The sequence below is a fragment of the Thomasclavelia saccharogumia DSM 17460 genome (assembly GCF_000686665.1).
Classification (GTDB): Bacteria; Bacillota_I; Bacilli_A; order Erysipelotrichales; family Coprobacillaceae; genus Thomasclavelia; species Thomasclavelia saccharogumia.
In genome coordinates this window covers 30,234-53,056 of record NZ_JMLH01000002.1, presented here as the reverse complement: position 1 = coordinate 53,056, position 22,823 = coordinate 30,234, and the positions used below count along the sequence as shown (strand labels likewise).

19 protein-coding genes are annotated in these 22,823 nt (G+C 30.6%); 7 read left to right on the top strand and 12 right to left on the bottom strand.

Annotated features, from left to right (window positions below):
- Positions 1-10 precede the first annotated feature (10 nt).
- From BR82_RS0100975 to BR82_RS0100935, 10 genes are all read right to left on the bottom strand, one after another.
- A complete protein-coding gene (locus tag BR82_RS0100975) occupies positions 11-523 on the bottom strand; it encodes a GrpB family protein (protein WP_034863817.1) in 513 nt (170 codons plus the stop codon).
- Between the two features lie 501 nt (positions 524-1,024).
- Positions 1,025-4,432 (bottom strand): choice-of-anchor I family protein, encoded by a 3,408-nt coding sequence (locus BR82_RS0100970; protein WP_027088619.1) that lies wholly within the window; start codon positions 4,430-4,432, stop codon positions 1,025-1,027.
- 213 nt (positions 4,433-4,645) lie between these two features.
- A complete protein-coding gene (locus tag BR82_RS0100965) occupies positions 4,646-6,013 on the bottom strand; it encodes an aminopeptidase (RefSeq protein WP_027088618.1) in 1,368 nt (455 codons plus the stop codon).
- Positions 6,014-6,457: 444 nt separating this feature from the next.
- Positions 6,458-9,277 (bottom strand): LamG-like jellyroll fold domain-containing protein, encoded by a 2,820-nt coding sequence (locus BR82_RS0100960; protein ID WP_027088617.1) that lies wholly within the window; start codon positions 9,275-9,277, stop codon positions 6,458-6,460.
- Between the two features lie 328 nt (positions 9,278-9,605).
- Positions 9,606-9,881: an RNA-binding S4 domain-containing protein gene (locus BR82_RS0100955; RefSeq protein ID WP_027088616.1), complete on the bottom strand. Its 276-nt coding sequence runs from the start codon at positions 9,879-9,881 to the stop codon at positions 9,606-9,608.
- A gap of 1 nt (position 9,882) precedes the next feature.
- A complete protein-coding gene (locus BR82_RS0100950) occupies positions 9,883-11,523 on the bottom strand; it encodes a putative manganese-dependent inorganic diphosphatase (protein ID WP_027088615.1) in 1,641 nt (546 codons plus the stop codon).
- A 9-nt stretch (positions 11,524-11,532) separates the two neighbouring features.
- Positions 11,533-12,198, bottom strand: a complete 666-nt coding sequence (locus BR82_RS0100945) for a helix-turn-helix transcriptional regulator (protein ID WP_027088614.1) — start codon at positions 12,196-12,198, stop codon at positions 11,533-11,535.
- Between the two features lie 136 nt (positions 12,199-12,334).
- Positions 12,335-12,646, bottom strand: a complete 312-nt coding sequence (locus BR82_RS17555) for a hypothetical protein (protein WP_240474477.1) — start codon at positions 12,644-12,646, stop codon at positions 12,335-12,337.
- Positions 12,647-12,669: 23 nt separating this feature from the next.
- Positions 12,670-13,155: a helix-turn-helix transcriptional regulator gene (locus tag BR82_RS17550; RefSeq protein ID WP_240474476.1), complete on the bottom strand. Its 486-nt coding sequence runs from the start codon at positions 13,153-13,155 to the stop codon at positions 12,670-12,672.
- Positions 13,156-13,578: 423 nt separating this feature from the next.
- Positions 13,579-14,163 carry an NAD(P)H-dependent oxidoreductase gene (locus BR82_RS0100935; RefSeq protein ID WP_027088613.1) on the bottom strand — a complete coding sequence of 195 codons (585 nt, stop codon included), beginning with the start codon at positions 14,161-14,163 and terminating at the stop codon, positions 13,579-13,581.
- 117 nt (positions 14,164-14,280) lie between these two features.
- Here BR82_RS0100935 and BR82_RS0100930 point away from each other — a divergent pair, with 117 nt between their 5' ends.
- From BR82_RS0100930 to BR82_RS0100915, 4 genes are all read left to right on the top strand, one after another.
- Entirely contained in the window at positions 14,281-14,586 is a 306-nt protein-coding gene (locus tag BR82_RS0100930) for a PepSY domain-containing protein (RefSeq protein ID WP_027088612.1), read from the top strand.
- A gap of 3 nt (positions 14,587-14,589) precedes the next feature.
- On the top strand, positions 14,590-15,240 hold the full coding sequence (locus BR82_RS0100925) for a response regulator transcription factor (RefSeq protein ID WP_027088611.1): 651 nt from the start codon (positions 14,590-14,592) through the stop codon (positions 15,238-15,240).
- Positions 15,241-15,374: 134 nt separating this feature from the next.
- Positions 15,375-16,298 carry a sensor histidine kinase gene (locus tag BR82_RS0100920; protein ID WP_471529352.1) on the top strand — a complete coding sequence of 308 codons (924 nt, stop codon included), beginning with the start codon at positions 15,375-15,377 and terminating at the stop codon, positions 16,296-16,298.
- Entirely contained in the window at positions 16,295-16,801 is a 507-nt protein-coding gene (locus BR82_RS0100915; RefSeq protein WP_027088609.1) for a PepSY domain-containing protein, read from the top strand. The genes BR82_RS0100920 and BR82_RS0100915 overlap by 4 nt, the downstream gene beginning before the upstream one ends.
- A 72-nt stretch (positions 16,802-16,873) precedes the next feature.
- Here the strand turns inward: BR82_RS0100915 and gltA are convergent, their stop codons facing one another.
- Together gltA and BR82_RS0100905 are read right to left on the bottom strand one after the other, a co-directional pair.
- The gene (gene gltA / locus BR82_RS0100910; protein WP_027088608.1) at positions 16,874-18,262 is read right to left on the bottom strand and encodes an NADPH-dependent glutamate synthase; all 1,389 of its coding nucleotides are present in this window, start codon (positions 18,260-18,262) and stop codon (positions 16,874-16,876) included.
- On the bottom strand, positions 18,262-19,110 hold the full coding sequence (locus BR82_RS0100905; protein WP_027088607.1) for a sulfide/dihydroorotate dehydrogenase-like FAD/NAD-binding protein: 849 nt from the start codon (positions 19,108-19,110) through the stop codon (positions 18,262-18,264). Before BR82_RS0100905 ends, gltA begins: the two co-directional genes overlap by 1 nt.
- Positions 19,111-19,374: 264 nt before the next feature.
- Here BR82_RS0100905 and BR82_RS0100900 point away from each other — a divergent pair, with 264 nt between their 5' ends.
- From BR82_RS0100900 to queA, 3 genes are all read left to right on the top strand, one after another.
- A complete protein-coding gene (locus BR82_RS0100900; RefSeq protein WP_027088606.1) occupies positions 19,375-20,163 on the top strand; it encodes a Cof-type HAD-IIB family hydrolase in 789 nt (262 codons plus the stop codon).
- Between the two features lie 92 nt (positions 20,164-20,255).
- Entirely contained in the window at positions 20,256-21,392 is a 1,137-nt protein-coding gene (gene tgt / locus BR82_RS0100895) for a tRNA guanosine(34) transglycosylase Tgt (RefSeq protein WP_027088605.1), read from the top strand.
- A gap of 1 nt (position 21,393) precedes the next feature.
- Positions 21,394-22,419, top strand: coding sequence for a tRNA preQ1(34) S-adenosylmethionine ribosyltransferase-isomerase QueA (gene queA, locus BR82_RS0100890; protein WP_027088604.1), 1,026 nt, complete (start codon positions 21,394-21,396; stop codon positions 22,417-22,419).
- Positions 22,420-22,823 lie beyond the last annotated feature (404 nt).

Here is a 22,823-nt window from a genome sequence, read left to right as displayed (position 1 = left end):
ATAAGAACCACTATACAATATGAATATTTTTACTTTGATACCAGTTGCAAGCATCTTTTTCTATTTTAGTAATAAACTTATTCTTTTCTTTAATATATTTTTTATCATTACGACATTTATTAGCAATCTTCATTTTTAAATCAGTATATTCAGACGCTATTGCTAAATGTTCTTTTAAATAAAAAGAAATAGCTAAATATTTTTCAATCTCATTAACATCTTCCACTGAAAATACATATAAACAAAAACTACCATCATTCTTTTTAAAACAATATCTATTTAATTCGTCTTTACAACAAACATAGTTCAACTCTTCAAACTGCTTTTTTAGTTCCTCTATTACTTCTATCTTTTTAACGACAATTAAAACATCGATAACCGCTCTAGCTTTTAGTCCTTTTATTGCAGTAGCGCCAATATGATAAATAGAAACTAAATTACTTGAGATAATATTACGAATATCATTAGCTTCTGCAGCATATTTTAACGGCCAACTCTCATTATAATCAACAATTTCAATCATCAATTTAATCACCGCCTTAGTATCGATTATAGCATAAATAACAAAATTTAAAAGTATCTCACTTTTATTCTAACTAACATTAAAAATAATCTTTTTTATATTACTAACTACTTTATTTTCCAATAAATAAAAATCATCTAAATCTTTTTATTACTATTACAAATCATTAATATTTTCTAATTTCCAGAAATAAAATATGAAATATTTTATTTATATCTCTTATATCATTAGATTTATCAAACTATTTAAATAAGCTAACTAATCATCTTTTCATCAATATTTTTTCATACTTTATCTCTTGGCTATCCATTATAACCCAAATAATAATTTTAGTAAACATTTTTATTTTTTATTATTTTATTTACTTATCAAAACACTATATTTAACAACAAAAAATCTTATTTATTTTCTTACCAAAATTTGCATACTAACAATATTTTATAAAATATAAAAAGAATTGAGCTACATCAATTCTTTTTATGTTACTGATAATTTAAAATATTAATCTCTATTTCCCATTAACTCTTTCCTGTCCAAAATTATCATTATAATAATCGTACCAGCCAAAGAAATTCCCATAACGCTAAAATTACTTGAATCTCCCGTATCTACCGCTTGTTTTTGATTATTATCCAGCTCTTCAATAGTTGAATCAGGTAAACTTTCTATGATCTCACTATCATTTTTTTGTAAAGTTAAATCATAAACTCCTACTGTTCCCGATACTTCATAAGCGACGATCAATTGTGCTTTTCCTGTAATACTATCACTACTAGAGATAAAGTGAATCCCCTCAGGTGAATCATCACCACCAATATCGGTGCTAAAATCACGAGAATTAATATAATTCACAAATTCTGTTTTTTCAGGATCAGTAATGTCATAAACCATTACCCCGCCAATTCTCTCTAATCCAATAAAAGCAAATATTTTATCTTCGATTTGACCAATTGTTACAGCTTCTGCTTCTGGACCTTTTTTACCAGAACGATCATCTATCGCAACAGTATCATTAGAACAATTGAAATTATTTGGTAGATATGCAGCAGTCTTAACTTCAAAATCATTTCCTGTTGTATAAACTTCTTGTAATGATTGATCACCAACTTTAAAGATCGTTGATGATCTTCCTCCAAATAAATAATCATTTTCATTATTAAGACCATCATAATCACTAGAATCGAAGAACACGACCTTGCCAGTTAAGCCACTATTATCAGCCGTTATTTTACCAGTCGGTGAAGTTTTTCCTTTACCAAAATTTACTTCTATCTCATTTGAATAACCATTCCAGTCACGACTATCTCCTTCATTAGCAGTTATTAAATAATCGATTCCATCAACCGTGTAAACAGAAATAGCATCAGGCATCCGAATTCCTTTTAAAGAATCATATGTTTGCGCATTATATTTTTCATCTTTTTTATCAATATCAATTGCAATTTTACTATAATCCTCAAATCCTGCTGAATAAATATCTTCTATTTCTAGACTATTTAAATCTAATTTAGCAATTGCATTAGCTTCTTGTAATGTAATATATGCTTTAGAATCACTAACTGCAATATATTCTGGTTCTAAATCTGTTGATGGCAAAGCACCTTTTTTCAAAACAATTCCTTTTTCTACCAAAGCATCTCGTTGACTATCAAAGGCTGTAAAATCTATCGTTTTTACTTCATTTGTCTTAGTATTAATAACACTTACACTGCCTTTAGGATCAACCGCTCCACTATACCCATCTCGAGGTTCTCCTTCATTAGCTGTTAAAATTTGTCCATCATCATTAGTAAAGACAACCATATCAGGCTGAACACCTACTTCGAACAACTGTTTTAAAGTTATTGTTCCATCTTGATTACAATCAAATAAAGCTGCTCTACCATTAGCGTTAGTCTCTTTACCTTGAATTACAACAACCAATGATGTTCCATCGTGACTAACTGCTACTGATGTCATATCACCATATGTAAAATCAGTACTTTGCACTAACGAACTAATATCAATATCATTACCATCTAATAAGTCTATTTTATCTTTATTTTCAATATCTTTAAGAGCAATTGCTGTTAAATTTCCAGTTTGACCATTAACAGCATAAGCCCATCCTGTTACTGTATTATAATCAACTATTTCAGTTACTCCCCCATCACTGTTAGTTGATCCTGAATCATAACGAGCTGCCTGTTCTAGTGCTAATAAAGCCGAATTATTTTCATAACCGGTTGTTTTTTCACCACCGTCACTATTTTTAGTAACAGTAAACGCATCAATTTCTTTACTATCAGGATCAGTACTATCACCATCAAGATTATAGACTTTTACCGATATTTGATTATTTTCAACATTAAATACTGCATAACTAGGACTATACTCTTGATTCCATTCTTGATTTCCAATTGGCATTGAATCTCCTTCTAGATAAGCCGCAGAACCCCTTTTACCATTAGCTAAGATTGGATAATCAGCGTTATTATTTTTATCTAATGTTTCAAACGGTGTATAGTATTGCATATCTGAACAGCAGTTTCCTGTAAGATAAATCGTTCCTTGAGGATCATTAAGGGTATCTAATCTTTCACTATTTCTTTGCCCATCTTTTAAAACATAGCTGCGTGAATAAACATGATCATGTCCCCCTAAAACAAAATCTACATCATACTCATCCATAAGCTTTTCAAATCCGGCATCAACATAATTTTCAATATCACTATCTGCCGCATGTTTAGCAACTGTTTGAGTTGATTTGTGATGAGTGACAATAAGCCATTGATATTGATCTTTATATTCACTTGTTGCACTCTTTAATGTTTGAGCGAAATTATTGACGATTGCTTCTGCCTCTGAATTATCTCTAGAGGCACTTGAAACATTAGGATTATCTGCATTTTCTTCATCATTACCGCCAGGATAAGCACTTGTGTTTAAAGTAACAAATAAAACGTTATTATATAAATAATAATAATTTCCTTGAGTTTCCATATCACGGCGTTCACTAAAATCATATTGACCATCACTATTTGGCGTCACTCCATTAGAAGCTGCATTATTTTTAATTTCATTTTCAGTAGCTTGAATATAATTTCCGTGACTTTGACTAGTTCCACTATTTTGTCCTCTAAACGTTGTTTTGACTTCAGTTAATGATTCCATTTGATTTGGTAAATTAAAATGATCTGCAAACATATAATGCCTATCATGATTTCCAACAGCTGGAGCGTATGGAATTGATGTCATTTCTTCTGGTGCAAAAAAAGCCTCATACTCACTTGATTTTCCCCAGCTTTGATCTTCAACTTGATCTCCTGCTGACACTACTAAATCAACACCTTGTTTTTCTAAAGTTTTCATCATAGTTGTCCAGCCAGTTTGATTTGTTCCATCGCTTGGATTCCAACCATTAGAATTAGTTTCTTTATTTTCTTTTATTTGTGGATCACTTGTAAAACCAAAAGTAAATTCATCGCTTGATGGAGTTGTATAATTATATTCCTTTGACCAAGTCGTTCCCCCATCATTTGAAATATAATAAGTATACTTAGTATTTGGTTTTAAATTACTGATCGTTGTTTTACATACCAATTTTCCAATATCAGTATATTTATCACTTTTTACTTCGGTTGGTGATGTCAATTTTTGGGCTGCTACATCGTATGTTTTATCACCAAATTGAATTTTGGCTACCGTCGTTCCTGCTGGTGCATACCAGTTTAAATTAATCGATGCTGTCGTTTCACCAGGCTGCAGTGTCAAACTATCAACGCTAAAAGATTCAGCATGAGTTACACCTATAATTTCACTATAAGTCCCTTGTGCAAATCCTTTAGTCAAATTTTGACTAAGCAGCAGTGTTGATAAAGCTGTTAAGCACAATATTCCTTTAATAATTCGATTATTTTCTTTTTCCATATATTTTCCCCTAGTTATATATTTGTACTTTGTGTACTAAATAAATTTATCATAGTTACACTTAATCAACTATTTAAGTTTTGTAAAGATTATTATAAAATTTTGTAAATAACATCATTATTAAAATTTTTTATTCCACCATTCATTATTTTAAGCTTTTAAATTCAATAAAAAATTAGACCGTTAATAAATATCTTATTAACGGTCTTTTAATTATATTTTTTGTAAAAAAGTACGATAAGCTAAATAAGCTTCGTAAACATCTACTTTACTAACAATTTCCATTGGCGCATGCATATTCAATACTGCTACTCCTGCATCAATTACATTCATATTATAGTTGCCTAAAATATAAGCAATCGTACCGCCACCACCTTGGTCAACCTTACCAAGTTCTGCAGTTTGATAATAAACATTATCTTCATCAAGAATATTTCTAATCTGCGCCATATATTCTGGATTAGCATCGTTAGAACCACTTTTTCCACGAGATCCAGTATATTTATTAAAAACTATTCCTTTTCCTAAATAAGCTGCATTTTTCTTATCGTTAACACTCAAATACAAAGGATCTACACCCGCACTAACATCACTAGATAACATTTTTGAATTAGCTAATGCTTTTCTTGTTTTTACAAAACTATCAACACCTTGCTTAGATAACAATTCACTAATTATATTTTCAAAAAATAATGAGTGTGCACCTGTTGCTCCAACACTACCAATTTCTTCTTTATCCACCAAAATAGCACAGCTAGTATATTCAGGAAGATCCATATCTAATATTGCCATTAACGATGTATAAGCACAGACACGATCATCATGTCCATATCCAGCGACCATACTACGATCGATTCCATAATCACGAGCTTTTCCACTAGGCACGATTTCAATTTCGGCACTTAGGAAGTCTTCTTCTTCAAAATCATATTTTTCTTTTAAGATATTTAAAACATTAGCCTTTACAGCATCTTTTTCAGTATCTTTTAATGGCATGCTGGCAAAAGTGACATCCAAATCTTCTCCTTCAATTACTTTAGCAGCATCTTTTTTTAACTGATCAGCTGACAAATGGATCAATAAATCACTAATTCCTACAACTGGGTCATTTTCATCTTCACCGATATTTACATTTATGACAGTCCCATCTTTTTTCACCACAACCCCGATCATTGATAAAGGAATCGTCACCCATTGATATTTCTTTACTCCCCCATAATAATGAGTATCTAGTAAAGCATAGCCTTCACTTTCATATAACGGATTTTGTTTTAAATCTAATCTTGGTGAGTCAATATGCGCTCCTAAGATTCTAAGACCATTTTCAATTGATTGTTTACCAATCACAAATAAAGCAATATTTTTATTCATATTAGTAACATATACTTTATCTCCAGGTTTTAAAACATCAACATCATTTAAATCTTTATATCCTGCCGCCAGTGCTTTTTTAACAGCTTCTTTAACACATAATCTTTCTGTTTTTCCTTTTGTAATAAAGTTCTTGTATCCTTCATTAAAATCCATTATTTCTTTAATTTGTGTTTCATTATATTTTTCCCATGCATTTTTTGCGTACATATAAATCTCCTTTCGACTTTGTATATATAGTATACCAATTTCAATAAATTCTCAATCATAATAAACATAAAAACAGTTATACTATTCCAATCTAATCAGATTTTCATTTAATAAAGGGTTGATGATTTTTAAATTATTTAGAAGCGTTACAATTTTAGCTTTATAAATAAACCTTTGGTAAATCAAGTTTTCAAAAAATCATTATATAAAAAAGACCCTTTTTAGCACATTAAGGGTATCTAACTATAGATTGTCTTTTTTCAGTAACAAGCTTGGGTTCTTATAATTGATTCATTTTTTATTCTATAATTTTAATTTCTTATCATGTGTTATTCTCTGATTCCCTTTACTTTTAACAGTACATGTAATTATGATCAGAAGTAGAAACATATCTATTTCTAACTTCTGATCAAAGTAAATAACTAAATAATTTTATTAAATCTCTTAATATTCTCTCTTTTTAAATAAATATACACACGCCAACGAAGCAATCATCATACCACCAAATAATCCTATTGCACTATTATCAGCTGTTTTAACTGTTTTATTATTTGCTTTAACAACAGTTTTTTCGTTACCTGAAACTGCTTGTTCTTCAGCATTATTTACAACTTCCAATCCCTTGATTGCATCATTTAATGCAATATATGCTGCTGTAATTTCTTCTTCTGTTGCGTTGTCATCTACTAAAACAGCTCTCGCTGATTTTAATGTGCTAATAACATATGCATATGAAGATAATGTGTATGTCTTAGCATCTAACCCTTCTGCTTTAGCAATTAATTCTGATAACTTATCTTTATTTGGAATCAATCTTAAGTTTATAAATGCTTTAACTAACTTTTCAAAAGTAACGTTCACTTTATCTTGATCCATTTCATTTTCATCATTAATAAGTGTTTTAGCTGCCTCATATGCTTCAGCGAATGAGGCCCATGTACTAGCGATATATTCATTTTCTCTTGTCAATAATTCTTCAATTTTTTCATCGTTAATGAATCTAACTAATTGCTCCACATCTGCACGTTTGAATTCTAACATCCACATAGCTTCTGTCAAACGATTAAATGCCTCATCAACTTCTGCTTGGGTTGCAGTGCTATCTACCAATACAGCTTCAGCTTCTTCTAATGCTATCTTAAATTCTTTAACCACCGCTCCGACAACTTTACTTAAATCTTCATCAGTTACGTCATTTGCTAAATCTACAGCAATTTGCAATGCTAATTTGTCAACATCAGTTTCAACTGGTTTTTTTATTAATGCTGCCATTGCATCTACAATAGCTTTTGCCATTGCATCTACTTCTGCTTGTTTTGATTCATCTAAATCAAAAACGATTGCCGCAATTGCTGCTTCTAATGCTGAGAAATCAACATAATCTTCTTTTGTTAAGGCGTTAGCTGCTTCGATTGCTTCATTAACTGAAGTATAATCTGCCTTGACCTTTAAGTTATCGATAGCTGTTTTAATATTATCAATATATTCATTTACTTCTTCTTGAGTAGCAAATTCTTTTATTTCTGCTTCATTTACAAATGCTGTTAAAACATTCTTTGAAGCATCAGTATAGTTTCCTGCTGCTAATACTGCTTTAGCATCGTTGATTGTATATCCTAATAATTGTGTATTCACAACCAATTCATCTAACATTTCACACTCTACATAAAGCATATAGTGATCAGATAATGATTCATCAATTGCTTCTACATGATTAATTTTAATATTTCTTGTTGTAATAACATTATCGATTTCTCGTCTCGTTACACCCGCACTTTCCGCTGAAACTGTATTGATCCATACGTCATCTTTACCATTAGCTAGGTTATAATTCTTTAAAAATGGATAGAATTCTGAATTAGATTCTGCTGTATTGAAATCTCCGGTAATAATCTTGTATTCACATGGATCATTTTCAAGCGTTTCAAATAATTTATCGATTTGTGCTTTTCTGATCTTAGCATTTTCATAGTTTAAATGGCACGTATAGAAAGCAACTGTTTTTCCATCTTTTTCAAATTCAGCTCTTGTATAAGCTCTTTGTTCCATACCAGATTCCCAAGGTAAGAATCCTCCACCCTTGTTAGATAATGAATATGTTGAAAGAATGGCATTTCCATATTGCCCACCACCAAAATCCATTGCTTTTTGGAAATGAGAATCAGAGTAGTATCCTTGATCTATAAAACTTTGTACCATGTCATAGTTATTTCTTGAAGTATTAACATCAACTTCTTGAATACCAGCAATTGTAATATTCTTTTTTTCCATCAATTGTGAAATCGCTTCAATATTTGGATGTCTATTAGCAGCAATATTAAACGAAGCAATATGTAATTGGTTTTCTGCTAATGATTCAATCAATCCCTCTCTAGCATCAATTAATTCATTGTATGCAGAATTAATCTTACTCTTTGTTGCTTGATCATTTTCATAAACTATTTTTGCATTTTTTAAAGCTGTAACGAATCTATTCCAAGACCTTTCAGTATATTGATTTTGACTGAATCCCTCTGATGCATCAATCTCAGCTTTTAAAGTATCTTTACTTACTGTTTCTACATAATCATAATATATGTCTTTGATAGTATCAGCATCTAAAGCTTTATTGAATAATTTTAAATTATCAACATCGGCTCTTAAGTTTCCTGCGTAACTTGCATCACGTGAATAATCTGAGCCAAGATAAGCAATTGGACAATCAATATACGCTGAGATATTAGATTGATATTCCCCATCTACATATAACGAAACACCAGCCGTGCTATTTCCAGTAAATGTCAATTGATGCCATTCATTTTCTGGAGCCGTGTAACCAAATTTATAATCTGCTACACCGGGAATAGATATACCAACTTGTTTTGAGTTGTTGTATTGTTCTAATCTAATTGTATTTTTTGTATTATTCCCACCAAATAAGATAGATGTTGAATAAGCTGTATTATTTTGTCTTTTGACCCATAAACTGATCGTCCAATCTCCAGAAACATCTGGTGCATTAGTTTTTATAAAACCATTTCCCATAAAATGCAAGGCTTTCCCCTGCCCATCAAAACTATCAATTTTTTCAACTACGCCTGTAATTTGTGCTTGATATTTGTTATCTACATCAACAATGGTATTATCATCATTATCAAAGTTCCATTCTGCAACTAAGCTATCTACTTCATTATCCATTGCTCTTACTGGTAGTGGAGCTGCAGCAAATGTCATACAGAATGTTAAAACAAATATCAACAATTTCCATATTTTCGATCCTTTCATTTTTTTCGTCCTCCTTATCATTTTTATGCATTGATCATTTTTCCTTAACTTACCACTATTAATATATTTTATCCACCTCCTTTTTTATTAATATAACTGGTATTAACATTTTATCACACAAATATTTCATGTTTAATAAAAAAATCAATAAATCATACTATGCATTGTATTACCAAGAACTCTTTAAATAAAAAAATAGATAATAATTAATAAAATAGTTATTTTGGCATATTAAAAGTACCATTCTTGACCCTAAGGTATTGAATGGTACTTTTCAACTATAAACAGAAATTGAGTGATTTAGAGTCCCTTTGACCCTGATCAATCGTTACAGCCCTTGATTATTTCGATCTATTCTTTCCTCTTTAATTATTTCATAAAGCATCGCACTATCCTCTTTTAATACATGTTCTCGTAACTCTCTAACTTTAATAGTTAATAAACTACGGCCAAATTCAATTTCAATTTCATCACCAACTTTAAGTCTTGTACTAGGTTTAGCAACCTTTCCGTTAACCTTGACTCTTGAACTTTCACTTATTTCTTTAGATAATGTTCTCCTTTTAATAATTCTTGAAACTTTCAAAAATTTATCTAATCTCATCTTATTTACTCATCACCGCAGTAATCGCAGGAACTACCTGTTTTTTACGAGAAATAACTCCTTTTAATGTCGCTTGATAATCAGTTAGAGTAACATCAAATGCCTGTTCCACTAATTGAGGTTTAGGTCCGGCAACAAAAATTTCACTATTCGCATTGATAATATCTGTCAATAATAATAACGTGAAATCCAAGTTATTATCTTCCGCAAATTTATTCATATAATTCAACATATCTTCTTTATATGGCAAGAATCCTTCAATATCCATTGAATTAACCTGGGCCACTCCAACAGTTCCTTCTTCAAATGGAAACTTCTTAAAATCTTGATTAAAAATCTCTTCTACTGTTTTACCAACTAATGAAGTACCTGCCTTAAACATTTCCATTGCAAACTCTTCAATTTCAACGCCAGCGATTTTAGCTAATTTACGTGCTATTTTTGTATCAACAGGAGTACACGTAGGTGATTTAAATAACAAAGTATCAGAAACCACAGCCCCCAATAATATCCCAGCAATTGATTGTGGAATTTCAATGTCATTTTCTTCAAAAATCTTTGTTACGATCGTAGCTGTTGACCCTAAAGGTTCACCCCTAAACAATAAAGGACCAATCGTTTGGATATCCGCTACCCTATGATGATCAACAATTTCAAGAATATCAGCTTCTTCAATACCTGGAATTGACTGTCCTCTTTCATTGTGATCAACTAAAACAACTTTTTTTCTTAAGCCTTTTAATAAAGCAAAACGTGAAATACTTCCAACACAACGATTATTTAAATCTAATACTGGATAGCTTCGATATCTCGTTTCACTCATCACTTCTTTAACATGATCTAAAGTATCATCAGTTGTAAATAACTTTAAATCACCTTTTTGCATAATATATTCAACTGGGATTGCCTGAATAATTTGTTGTGATGTTAAATATGTATTAAATGGTGTTGAGATAACACTAATTCCTTTTTCCTTTAATCTATCTAGTACTTCTGTTTCTACATCCAAAGATCCAGTCAAAATGATTAACGAAACTTCAGCATCAATCATAGAATTAACAGCATCATCACGATCTCCACCAATAATGACAATATCACCTGGTTTAACACGCTTTTTAGCTTCTTCACCACGCATTGCCGCAATATGTAAATCACCTTCGATAAATCTTAGATCACGATTTAGATAAAGGACTGATGCTTCTAAAGTATCAATAACATTTTCAATTGGCGTATGGGCATCTTTTAATAAACTACTATCCCATTTTTCCATATAACCTTCAACAATATTAGAAGTTGACAATAAGCCTAATAATTGCCCATGATCATCCAAGATCGGTGCTGATTTTACATTTTGCTGCTTCATCAATGACCATGCAGTTTTTAGTGTTAATTCTTTAGAAAAAACAGTTACTTTATCATAATTTAAATCTTCAACTTTTTGTTTAACTGTTTTAAGCAGTACCGGAATTTCTACGTTAAATCTTTTTAAAACATATTCAGTTTCACGACTAATTTCACCAAGTCTAACGGGAACTGCATTATAACGATTGATTGCTTTTAATAAATACGCATATCCAATCGCTGAACAGATAGAATCTGTATCTGGATTTTTATGACCACTTACATAAACTAATTCTTTCATTTTAACCTCCTATTTTTCCATCTTTTTTAAATAACGATATACTGTCGGTTCTGAAACGGCTAATTTTTCTGCAACCAGCACAATAGCACCTTTTACTTTAAATGTTCCTTTTTCTTGTAAATACTTAACGACTTTTATTTTTTCATCAACATTTAAACGTTCAGCTAAAAAATAACTTGGGAATCCCATCTTCTCCAAACATTCTTTTATATACATATCGATCATCTCATCTAAAGGAGAAGATAAGATTTCAACTGGATTATCCATTCTAAATTCAAGATCTTTTTCATCTTTAATTCCTAAAATCTTTTTGATCGTTGATGTCAAATACTCTAAATCAGAAATATTTACATTAACACATAACATTCCTACAGGCATTTCTTTACCATCTTCTTTAATAAAATATGTTGCTGAGCGCATTAATTTACCATCAGGCCCAGTTGTTTTATAGTTCAATACATAATCATGGTTCAAATATTGTTTTTCTTCCAAATAATGTAACGATAAATTTGATAACTTAGCACCGATTTCTCTTCCAGAATTATGATTATTTGCAATTGCAACTATTTCTTGTTCTTTAGAAGTTAGATCATGTAGAGCTATTTCTACATTATCACCTAAAGCTTTACCTAAAAATTCTGTCATTGCAGCATATGGTTCCAAATATTTATACATTTTTATTAATCACTCCTCTTCACTGCAATTATACACGAATTATAAATAAATTAGTAGCATTTTTTATCATGATAATAAAAAATATAGTTTTTGACAAATAAATTATCATTGTAATAATACTAAAATAATTTCTCTTTTAACCCTCTTCTTCAAAAAGCAACCTAATCATGTCGCGAATCATTGCCCCAATTGGATAAACTATCCAGGAAATCTGCCAAGCGCTACAAACATATGACCAGCCTAAATAAATTACTGTTATGAGCATCATTATAATACCACAATATTTTGAAATTTTTTGGTTCTTATTTATTTTAATATTGTTAACCTGATCATACTTGTTTTTAAGCGTACCAAAGTATACAAATATCCCCATAGCTGCTGTTATTAAAATCATGAATAAAACATTAGCCAAGTTTTCATTATAAATATTTTCAACTAATATTTGCATAATAATTCCAAAAATAATTATTCCTATATAGCTGTGGCTAATGAATATTTTTGTTTAAACTCACTCTGTTCATTTTCACTAAAAAAATCCTTTAATTCAATTTTTTGCTTTTCAAAATGTGAGTCTATCATTCCAAAATAAACAAAACATATTACCCCTATCAAAACAAAGAATAATAGTAAAATTTGGCAAACAAACTCGTATTTAGTATTTTCCGGGAAATAAATCTCTGTAAATAGGTATACATAAATTCCTAGTAAAATAAAAACTGTCCCAAAAGCATACGCTTTAGCCATTAAATTATAATGTTTTTCATATTCTTGCTTACTGGTAGAATCATCTATTGTACAGCTAAATATTTTACTTAAAAAAATCAACATTTCCATTTCTGGCAAACCACTATCATTTTTCCATTTAGATACTGCCTGTCCCGATACATTTAACTGCTTGGCTAACCGTTCTTGAGATAACCCCTTTTTTAAATTATTACTTAAACCTATTTTTATCACCTCATGCATATCTTAAATGAGTAAGCATCTTATTACTACCAACAAACCGTTGCCTTTATCAATTTTTCAGCAACTTTGGATTGCAATAACCCAAATCATTATTCTACTAAAAACTTCGTTAATTTTATCATGCAGTGCTTCAACTCGATTTAGTTTCAAAGCCACAAAACCTGCTTTATTCAGTTTAATATCTATTGTTCCAATACATACTTTAAAACAATTTTATAAATACCGGCATGACTCAAATAATACGCATCAATACTACTGCTTCTTATTTAGTTGTTACTCCAGTTCATTCAAAATATTTTAGCATTCTAAGAGTACTTCCATATTTATAAACAGCTTGCTAGTCACTACACTTAAACTTTCTTGATCCTAACCTTAGTATTTTTACTATATCTTTAATTCGTTCCAGATACATTTTTAAAACTCTTTTCCTATTTGATAAGCACGTTTTAAATTTTTTTCATAATTAGCTTCGCGATCAGGATAATCTCGTGACATCCGATCAAAAATAATCATTTCTTTTTCTTTGGCTCGATCATTAATACGATCCCCTAACATTACGGTTTTCATTGCTTCTACCTGTTTTTGACGAAGTTTTTCAGTTAAATCTCCACCCATCGTCACTAACATCAATACTTTATCCAGCTGCTTCATTTTTGCCTTACTGCCATAAGCAAAACCATAAGTCCAAACCCGCTGAAACCAGCCCACTAACTTACTTGGTGCTTCAGTCCAAAAAACCGGATAAATAAATACTAAAGCATCACTTTCATTAATTAACTGCTGCTGTTTTTTTACATCAGTAGGAATATCTAATTTATCATTATAAAATGCTTCTCTTAAATATTCCTCTTCACCAAATGTTTCTTTAAAATTCAAATCATATAGATCTAATAAACAATATTCATGATTACTTATCTCTAATCCTTTAATAAATTCATCTTTCACCCTTGAAGTAAAACTATTATTACTTGGATGACAGTATATGATCAATACTTTCATAATTACCTCCCCTACCATTATAACAAGAAATATGAGAAAATTCTTATTTATTTATTATCAAACTTTAAGGCATTAAATTAAAAATTAAGGTATTATATACATGAGGAGGAAATAAAGATGCAAACATTTCTAAAGTATAAAAAACAAATAATTTTAACTATTTCCATAATAATTCTGATGATTATAATATTTGGTATTTATATCCTCCATGTGACGTTACAAAACATTGAATATTCAAAAAATCAAGCTCATGTAATTGCTCTAAATAGGTTTCCGGGAACAATTGTCTCATCAAATATTGAATACGAAAATCTCCAAACTTATTATGAATTAAAAATCAAAAATTCTAATCAAGAAATAATCGAAGTAGTTATTGATGCTAAAGATGGAACCATTAAAAGTTATGAGTACAAGGAGGAATAACAAATGATTTTAATTATCGAAGATGAAAAAAACATGTCAAATCTTTTAAAATTAGAACTTACACACGCAAATTATTTATGCGATCAAGCCTTTGATGGTGAAACTGGGTTAACTAAAGCTCTTGATCAAGATTATGAACTGATCCTCCTTGATTTAATGTTACCAAGAATTAATGGTATTGAGGTATGTCGCCGCATCCGTTTAGAAAAACAAACACCGATCATTATGTTAACAGCTCGCGATGAAGTAATCGATAAAGTTAATGGTCTTCAAGTCGGGGCTGATGATTATCTTGCAAAACCTTTTGCAATGGAAGAATTATTAGCAAGAATCAATGCATTACTTAGGCGTGTAAAAATTCAAAGCAATGTTCTTAAATATAAGCACAATGATCTTGAAGTTGATGTTATAAAACATCAAGTATTATTTAAGAAAAAAGAAATTACATTTACTTCAACAGAATTTGATTTATTAGTATTATTAATCAAAAACAGTGGTAATGTTGTCACAAAAGATACGATTTTAGATGAAGTATGGGGCTATGAAAAAAGTGTTTCAACCAATGTCGTAGAAGTTTATATCCGCTATCTTAGAAACAAATTGCCAGATATAAAAATCGAAACAGTTCGCGGAATCGGATATCGTTTAGTATGAAAAAAAATCGCTCTTTTCGCTTTCAATTAACCCTCTCTACTTCATTGATCATTATGATCATTATCAGTTTTTTCAGCCTGATCTTACTTATATATATGGCTTATTATCTTCTCATCATCAGTAAAATTTATGCTATGGACGAAGCAGTGATGACCCCAATTGCCAGTATCATCATTATCTTGTTGATCATCCTAGCTCTAGCCGCCTTAGTATCTAGTATTATCTGTGGTATAACAATCAGTGATCGCTATTTAAAAACTGTTAAAAATTTCACAAATAGCATTCAACAAATAAAAAAAGAAGGTTTAAAACATCGCTTAAAAATAGATACTAACGATGAATTAGGACAATTAGGAAAAGAATTTAATGATGTTTTAGATCAGCTTGAAAATTCTTTGAATCAACAAAGTCAGTTTGTTAGTGATGCTTCTCATGAACTAAAAACACCTTTAGCTATCATTAAAGGAAATCTAGATATGTTGAGACGCTGGGGAAAAGATGATCCAGATGTTTTATCATCATCGCTAGAAGTTTCTAGTAAAGAAGTTGATCGTTTAGTTACATTATGCAATGAATTGTTACATTTAACTAGAGAAATAAAAGTTAAGTGTGATAAAAAAATTGATATTATTCCCATTATTTATGATACAGTCGAAGATTTCAAAAAATTAAACCCTAATATCATTTTTACAGTCACGATTGATTCCCATCAAGAAATCAAAATCAATGAAGAGCATTTAAAACAGTTGTTAATAATTTTAATAGATAATGCTGTAAAATACTCTAAACCAAATGAAATCAGAATTGAAATCCAGTATCTAGAAAATCAGCTTAAAATCAAAGATTATGGGATTGGTATCGATAAAGATAAAATAAATCATATTTTTAATCGTTTTTATAAAGTTGATGAATCAAGAGTTCAAAACAATAACAGCTTTGGTTTAGGTTTAGCTATCGCTAAAAGAGTATGCGATTATTATGGTTATCAAATTAATGTTATTAGTAAAATCAATGAATATACAGAATTTACAATCAATTTAAAGGAGAATGACTTATGAAAAAATTAATAACTATCTTATTTATTACAATGATTTTAACAGGATGTACAAATAGTTCAGTAGAAGCTATTTCTTTAGACGAAGCACAGGAAATTGCATTGAAAACTATTGACGGTAAAGTTACCAAAGCAAAAAAAGAACGTGATGATGGTAATGATTATTATGACTTTGAAATTATTAGTGATAATCAAAAATATGAAATTGAAGTTGATGCCAATACTGGAAAAATCATCAAAAATGAAAAAGATAATGACTATGTTCCTAATTCTAATGAAACAACACAAAATAACAATTCTCAAGTAACTACTATTTCTACTGAAGATGCTCAAAGAATTGCAATGGAAAGAGTTGGTAACAATGGATATTTAATAAAATGTGAATTAGATATTGATGATGGTATCCAAAAATATGAAGTGGAAATTAAAAACGGTAATATTGAATATGAAATCGATATCGATGCTATTACTGGAGAAATTATTAAATATGAAGAAGATCATGATTAATCGATCATAAATTTTTAAACAAATAAAAGTGTTTACTGATATCCGTAAACACTTTTCATTATATTAATATCCTTATTTATTGCTGAGGTATTCATCCATTGCTTTAGCCGCTGTTTTACCAGCTCCCATAGCAAGAATTACAGTGGCAGCTCCAGTAACAACATCACCACCAGCATAGACACCTTCCTTGCTTGTTTTCATTGATTCTTCATCAACAATGATTCCACCCCATTTTTGGGTATCCAAACCTGGTGTTGTCTGTCTAATCAATGGGTTAGGACTTTGACCGATCGAAACGATCACTGTACCTGTTTCAATTATAAAATTTGAACCTTCTTTTACTATCGGTCTTCTTCTGCCACTTTCATCAGGTTCACCAAGTTCCATTTCTACACATTCCATTGATTTAACCCAACCATCTTCTCCTTCAATTCTAACAGGGTTGGTTAATAATTTGAAAATAATTCCTTCCTCTTTAGCGTGATGTACTTCTTCTGCACGGGCTGGAATTTCTTCAGCTCCACGACGATATACAATATAAACATTCTTAGCTCCTAAACGCTTAGCTGTTCTAGCAGCATCCATCGCAACATTTCCAGCTCCGATAACACATACTGTATCGGTAATTTTAACTGGTGTTGGATAATCAGGGAATTCATAACCTTTCATTAAATTAACTCTGGTTAAAAATTCATTAGCAGCATAAACACCATTTAAATTTTCACCAGGAATGTTTTGGAATCGTGGTAATCCAGCTCCACTTCCAATAAAAATACCCTGATATCCTTGTTCTTGAAGTTCATCAATGGTAATTGAACGTCCTATAACTACATTAGTTTCAAATTTAACACCTAAAGCAGCAACATTATCAACTTCCTTTTGAACTAAAGATTTTGGCAAACGAAATTCAGGAATTCCATATGATAAAACTCCCCCTGTTTTATGTAAAGCTTCAAATACAGTTACATCATATCCTTTTTTAGCTAACTCTCCAGCACAAGTAATTCCTGCGGGTCCAGAACCAATAACTGCAACCTTTTTCCCATTACTTTCAATTTTTAATTCCGGTGCTTTACCGTTGGCCATATGATAGTCAGCAACAAATCTTTCAAGTCGTCCAATTCCTACTGCTTCCCCTTTGATTCCGCGTACACACTTACCTTCACATTGATTTTCTTGAGGACAAACTCGCCCGCAGATTGCTGGCAAAGCATTCTCACTAGTAATTATTTTATATGCTTCTTCAAAATTACCAGCTGCAACTTGTTGAATAAATTCGGGAATAGGGACCCCAACAGGGCATCCTTTCTTACATGGCTGATGTTTACAATTTAAACAGCGTGTTGCTTCTTCCATTGCCATTTCTTTGGTATACCCTAATGCAACTTCATCAAAATTTTTATTTCTTACATTTGGTTCTTGTTCAGGCATTACGACCTTTGTCAATGACATATTTGGCATTATTTTGTACCTCCCATTAAATTACACATCCGATTCGCATTTTCATTAATTGTATGTTCCTCTTCTTTAAACATTCTTTGGCGCATCATCAATTCATCAAAATCAACCTGTAAACCATCAAAATCCGGTCCATCTACACAAGCAAATTTTATTTTACCATCTACACTAACACGACAGCATCCACACATTCCTGTCCCGTCTATCATAATTGGGTTCAATGATACTGAAGTTTTAATATTTTTTGGTTTAGTTACATTGACAACTGCCTTCATCATTGGTACTGGACCAATAGCAATTACTTCATCAAAACTTTCACCTTTTTCAATTAAATCACTTAATACTGTAGTAACGAATCCCTTAGTTCCTAAAGATCCATCATCAGTAGCGATATAGACATTTTTACAAAATTTTCTGAATTCATCAGCAAGTAAAACATATTGCGCTTCACGTCCACCAATAATCACATCTACATCTACACCACGATTAGCCAGTTCACGAAGCTGTGGATATAATGGGGCACTCCCAACACCACCAGCCACACCAATTACATGTTTAGCCTCATGAAACTTCGTTGGAACTCCTAATGGTCCTACAAAATCAGTTAACTCGTCACCTTCATTTAATTTTGCTAATTGTTTTGTTGAATATCCAACAATTTGATAAATAATTGTAATTGTTTCTTTTTCGCGATCAAAATCGGCAATTGTTAATGGGATTCTTTCACCATCTTCGCCTACTCGTAAAATGATAAATTGTCCAGGTTCACATTTTCTGGCAACATATGGTGCATGAATTTCCATTAGCTCTACTACATCATTCAGTACTTCTTTTTTCAAAATCTTGTACATATTTATTCCCCCTACATTATTTATACTTACATATTGTAGCCTGCTTAGCAAAAAAAAACAATGATAATTCACTTTTTTTGTATACAATATCACTATACGAAATATATCATCATTTTTATTAATACATAATAGTATGAAAATAAATTTTATTTAAATATAATATTTAATATAAATACTATTCTATTAAAACAAAATGTTTTTATTTTCGATAATGACTAATAATTTATATTTTATTATTATATAATAATGTCATTGGAGGTAAATATGAATAATAAAATTATGTTTTTTGACATTGATGGTACTTTGTTATCTGAAAAAACACATTCAATTCCAGAAAGTACAATTACTGCTTTAAAAAAAGCTAAAGAAAACGGCCATCTTATTTTTATCAACACAGGCAGAACATTTTCACTGATTGATAACTGCATAAAAGATCTAGATCCTGATGGTTATGTTTGTGGTTGTGGGACATATATTCGTTACCACGATAAAGTTTTATTTTCTTATACCCTATCGCCTAAACGATGTCATGAGATAAAAGAGCTAGTTCGAAAAACTAATATTGATGGTGTATTAGAAGGAACTAATTCGATATACTTTGATCAGCGTATTCGTCATCCATTAGTAAAAGAGATAAAACAGCGCTATCAAAACACTCCTGAATTCACACTATCAACTTTTGACGATCCTAAATTATCTTTTGATAAACTCACTATCTGGTTTGATGAAAATAGTGATATTGATATGTTTAGAAAAAATATTGCTGATGATTTTGATTATATTACTAGAGATAAAGATTTTGGTGAAATAGTGCCTAAAGGTTATTCTAAAGCAACGGGAATTCAATTTTTATTAGATTATTTTAATTTAGAGAAAGATGATGCTTATGTTTTTGGAGACAGTTTTAATGATGAACCAATGCTTAGCTATGTTAAACATGCTATTGTAATGAAAAATGGTGATCCAGAATTATTTAAATATGCTTATTATGTTACTAAAGATATTGAAGATGATGGTATTTATCATGCTTTAAAACATTTGAAATTAATTTAAACCAGTTTAGACAAACTGGTTTATTTTTTAAACAAAAATTGTATTTGTAATAAGATTAAGGTATAATAATGCTTGCTTTAAGGAGGACAATTATGGCAGCAATAAGTTATGAATTAAAACATGTTTGTAAACAATCAGGTGCCCGCTATGGAATATTACATACTCCTCATGGTGATGTTGAAACACCAATGTTTATGCCAGTTGGCACATTAGCTACTGTAAAAGGAATTTCCCCAGAGATGTTGAAAGAAATGCATTCACAAGTGATTCTTGCCAATACTTACCACCTTTGGCTTCGGCCAGGTGAAGATGTAATTGAACAAGCTGGCGGATTACATAAATTTATGAATTATGATGGTCCAATGCTTACGGATAGTGGTGGCTTTCAAGTATTTTCATTAGGAAATACTCGTAAAATTGAAGAAGAGGGCGTTAAATTTAAAAGCATTATTGATGGTCGATCGCTTTTTCTTTCTCCAGAAAAAGCAATTGAGATTCAAAATAAATTAGGTGCTGATATTATTATGTCATTTGACGAATGCGCTCCATATCCATGCACTTATGAATATATGAAAGATAGCATGGAAAGAACTTTAAGATGGGCTAAACGTGGCAAAGATGCTCATAAAAACACTGATAAACAGGCTCTTTTTGGAATTGTGCAGGGAGGCGAATTTTCTGATTTAAGAGAACGATGTGCTAAAGAGCTAGTTAAGATGGATTTTCCTGGATATTCGATTGGCGGTACAAGTGTCGGTGAACCTAAAGATGTTATGTATAAAATGGTCGATGATGCAATTAAGTGGCTACCCGAAAATAAACCACGTTACTTAATGGGAGTCGGTAATCCTATCGACTTAATTGAATGTGCCATCAGAGGAATTGATATGTATGATTGTGTTTTACCAACAAGAGTCGCTCGCCATGGTGCAGTTATGACAAGCGTGGGACGAATTAATATTAATAATGAAAAATTTAAATATGATTATACACCACTTGATCCCAATTGTACGTGTTATACTTGTAAAAATTATACTAAAGCTTATGTTCGACATTTACATAAATGTGATGAAATATTTGGAAAAACATTATTATCTATTCATAATGTTAATTTCTTATTAGAACTTGCTAAAGATATTAGAGAAGCTATAAAAGAAGACCGCCTGCTTGATTTTAAAAAAGAATTTCTAAATAAGTACGGTCATGATGTATATAAGAGGGCCTTTTAAAATGAAACTAAGTGAATTTGATTTTGAATTACCAGAAGAGCTGATTGCTCAAACACCATTAGATAAACGTGATACTTCAAGATTGATGGTCTTGAATCGAGAAAAACAAACAATAGAACATAAGCATTTTTATGATATCATTGACTATTTAAAACCAGGTGATATTCTAGTAAGAAACAATACTAAAGTTATTCCGGCACGTTTATTTGGTATCAAAGAAGAAACTAATGGTCATGTTGAGGTTTTGTTATTAAAGGACCAAGGTGATGATATTTGGCAATGTTTAGTCGGAAATGCCAGAATCGTTAAAATCGGGACTATTATTAGTTTTGGTGATGGTTTATTAAAAGCAAAATGTCTTGAAATAAAAGATGAAGGTATTAGAATATTTAAAATGATATATACAGGAATTTTTTATGAGATCTTAGATCAATTAGGAACAATGCCGCTTCCTCCCTATATCAAAGAAAAATTAGAAGATCAAAATCGTTATCAAACTGTGTACGCTAAAATTGAAGGTAGTGCAGCAGCACCAACTGCGGGACTACATTTCACTAATGAAATTATTGAAAAAATCAAAGCTAAAGGAATTGAAATTCTTGATGTAACTTTACATGTTGGTTTAGGAACTTTTAGACCTGTAAAAGTAGATAATGTTTTAGAACATCATATGCATAGCGAATATTATATGATTGAACCTGAAGTTGCTGATAAATTAAATCAAGCTAAGATAAATGGGCAAAGAATCATTGCCGTTGGAACAACTTCAACTAGAACTTTAGAAGCAAACATGCAAAAGTATGGCAAATTTAAAGCGACTCATGAAAATACTGATATTTTTATTTATCCTGGCTATCAATATAAAGCTATCGATTGTTTAATTACTAATTTTCATTTACCAAAGTCAACATTATTAATGTTAATTAGTGCATTTGCTTCAAAAGAATTTATATTTAAAGCATATCAAGAAGCAATTAATGAAAAATACCGCTTCTTTAGTTTTGGTGATAGTATGTTTATAATCTAAATTTATACAATAAATATATCAGGAGTAGAAATATTACATTTCTACTCCTAATTATATTTTTTTGTTTTAAAATAAATAAGCAATACACACAATGCCAAAAGTATTAGTACGGACAGTAACTTTAAAAATAATAGCTTATTAAAATCCCTACTCTATGATGATCAAGATCATTAAGCCATTTTAATAAAGATGAGATATTGAAAGATCTGTATTCTAAACAGAACCACAAATGAATCAGAAAAACAGGAAATGGATTATCTAAAAAACTTTAAAAGATACTATTTATTTTATTGAAGCTCGCTATCAAACAAGTGATGAAAACTAGTTAAAAAAATGATTATGAACAGTTTAAACAAAAAATAAGTGATTTAAAAAATCTAATGAATGATTACGTATTTAGTTTA

Coding starts and splice junctions, on each gene's coding strand:
- BR82_RS0100965 (WP_027088618.1), bottom strand. CDS start 6,013: ATGTACGCAAAAAATGCATGGGAAAAATATAATGAAACACAAATTAAA.
- BR82_RS0100955 (WP_027088616.1), bottom strand. CDS start 9,881: ATGAGATTAGATAAATTTTTGAAAGTTTCAAGAATTATTAAAAGGAGA.
- tgt (WP_027088605.1), top strand. CDS start 20,256: ATGGCAGCAATAAGTTATGAATTAAAACATGTTTGTAAACAATCAGGT.
- BR82_RS17555 (WP_240474477.1), bottom strand. CDS start 12,646: ATGCAAATATTAGTTGAAAATATTTATAATGAAAACTTGGCTAATGTT.
- queA (WP_027088604.1), top strand. CDS start 21,394: ATGAAACTAAGTGAATTTGATTTTGAATTACCAGAAGAGCTGATTGCT.
- BR82_RS0100930 (WP_027088612.1), top strand. CDS start 14,281: ATGCAAACATTTCTAAAGTATAAAAAACAAATAATTTTAACTATTTCC.
- BR82_RS0100960 (WP_027088617.1), bottom strand. CDS start 9,277: ATGAAAGGATCGAAAATATGGAAATTGTTGATATTTGTTTTAACATTC.
- BR82_RS0100905 (WP_027088607.1), bottom strand. CDS start 19,110: ATGTACAAGATTTTGAAAAAAGAAGTACTGAATGATGTAGTAGAGCTA.
- BR82_RS0100945 (WP_027088614.1), bottom strand. CDS start 12,198: ATGTATAAATATTTGGAACCATATGCTGCAATGACAGAATTTTTAGGT.
- gltA (WP_027088608.1), bottom strand. CDS start 18,262: ATGCCAAATATGTCATTGACAAAGGTCGTAATGCCTGAACAAGAACCA.
- BR82_RS0100975 (WP_034863817.1), bottom strand. CDS start 523: ATGATTGAAATTGTTGATTATAATGAGAGTTGGCCGTTAAAATATGCT.
- BR82_RS0100920 (WP_471529352.1), top strand. CDS start 15,375: ATGGACGAAGCAGTGATGACCCCAATTGCCAGTATCATCATTATCTTG.
- BR82_RS0100950 (WP_027088615.1), bottom strand. CDS start 11,523: ATGAAAGAATTAGTTTATGTAAGTGGTCATAAAAATCCAGATACAGAT.
- BR82_RS0100900 (WP_027088606.1), top strand. CDS start 19,375: ATGAATAATAAAATTATGTTTTTTGACATTGATGGTACTTTGTTATCT.
- BR82_RS0100915 (WP_027088609.1), top strand. CDS start 16,295: ATGAAAAAATTAATAACTATCTTATTTATTACAATGATTTTAACAGGA.
- BR82_RS0100925 (WP_027088611.1), top strand. CDS start 14,590: ATGATTTTAATTATCGAAGATGAAAAAAACATGTCAAATCTTTTAAAA.
- BR82_RS0100970 (WP_027088619.1), bottom strand. CDS start 4,432: ATGGAAAAAGAAAATAATCGAATTATTAAAGGAATATTGTGCTTAACA.
- BR82_RS0100935 (WP_027088613.1), bottom strand. CDS start 14,163: ATGAAAGTATTGATCATATACTGTCATCCAAGTAATAATAGTTTTACT.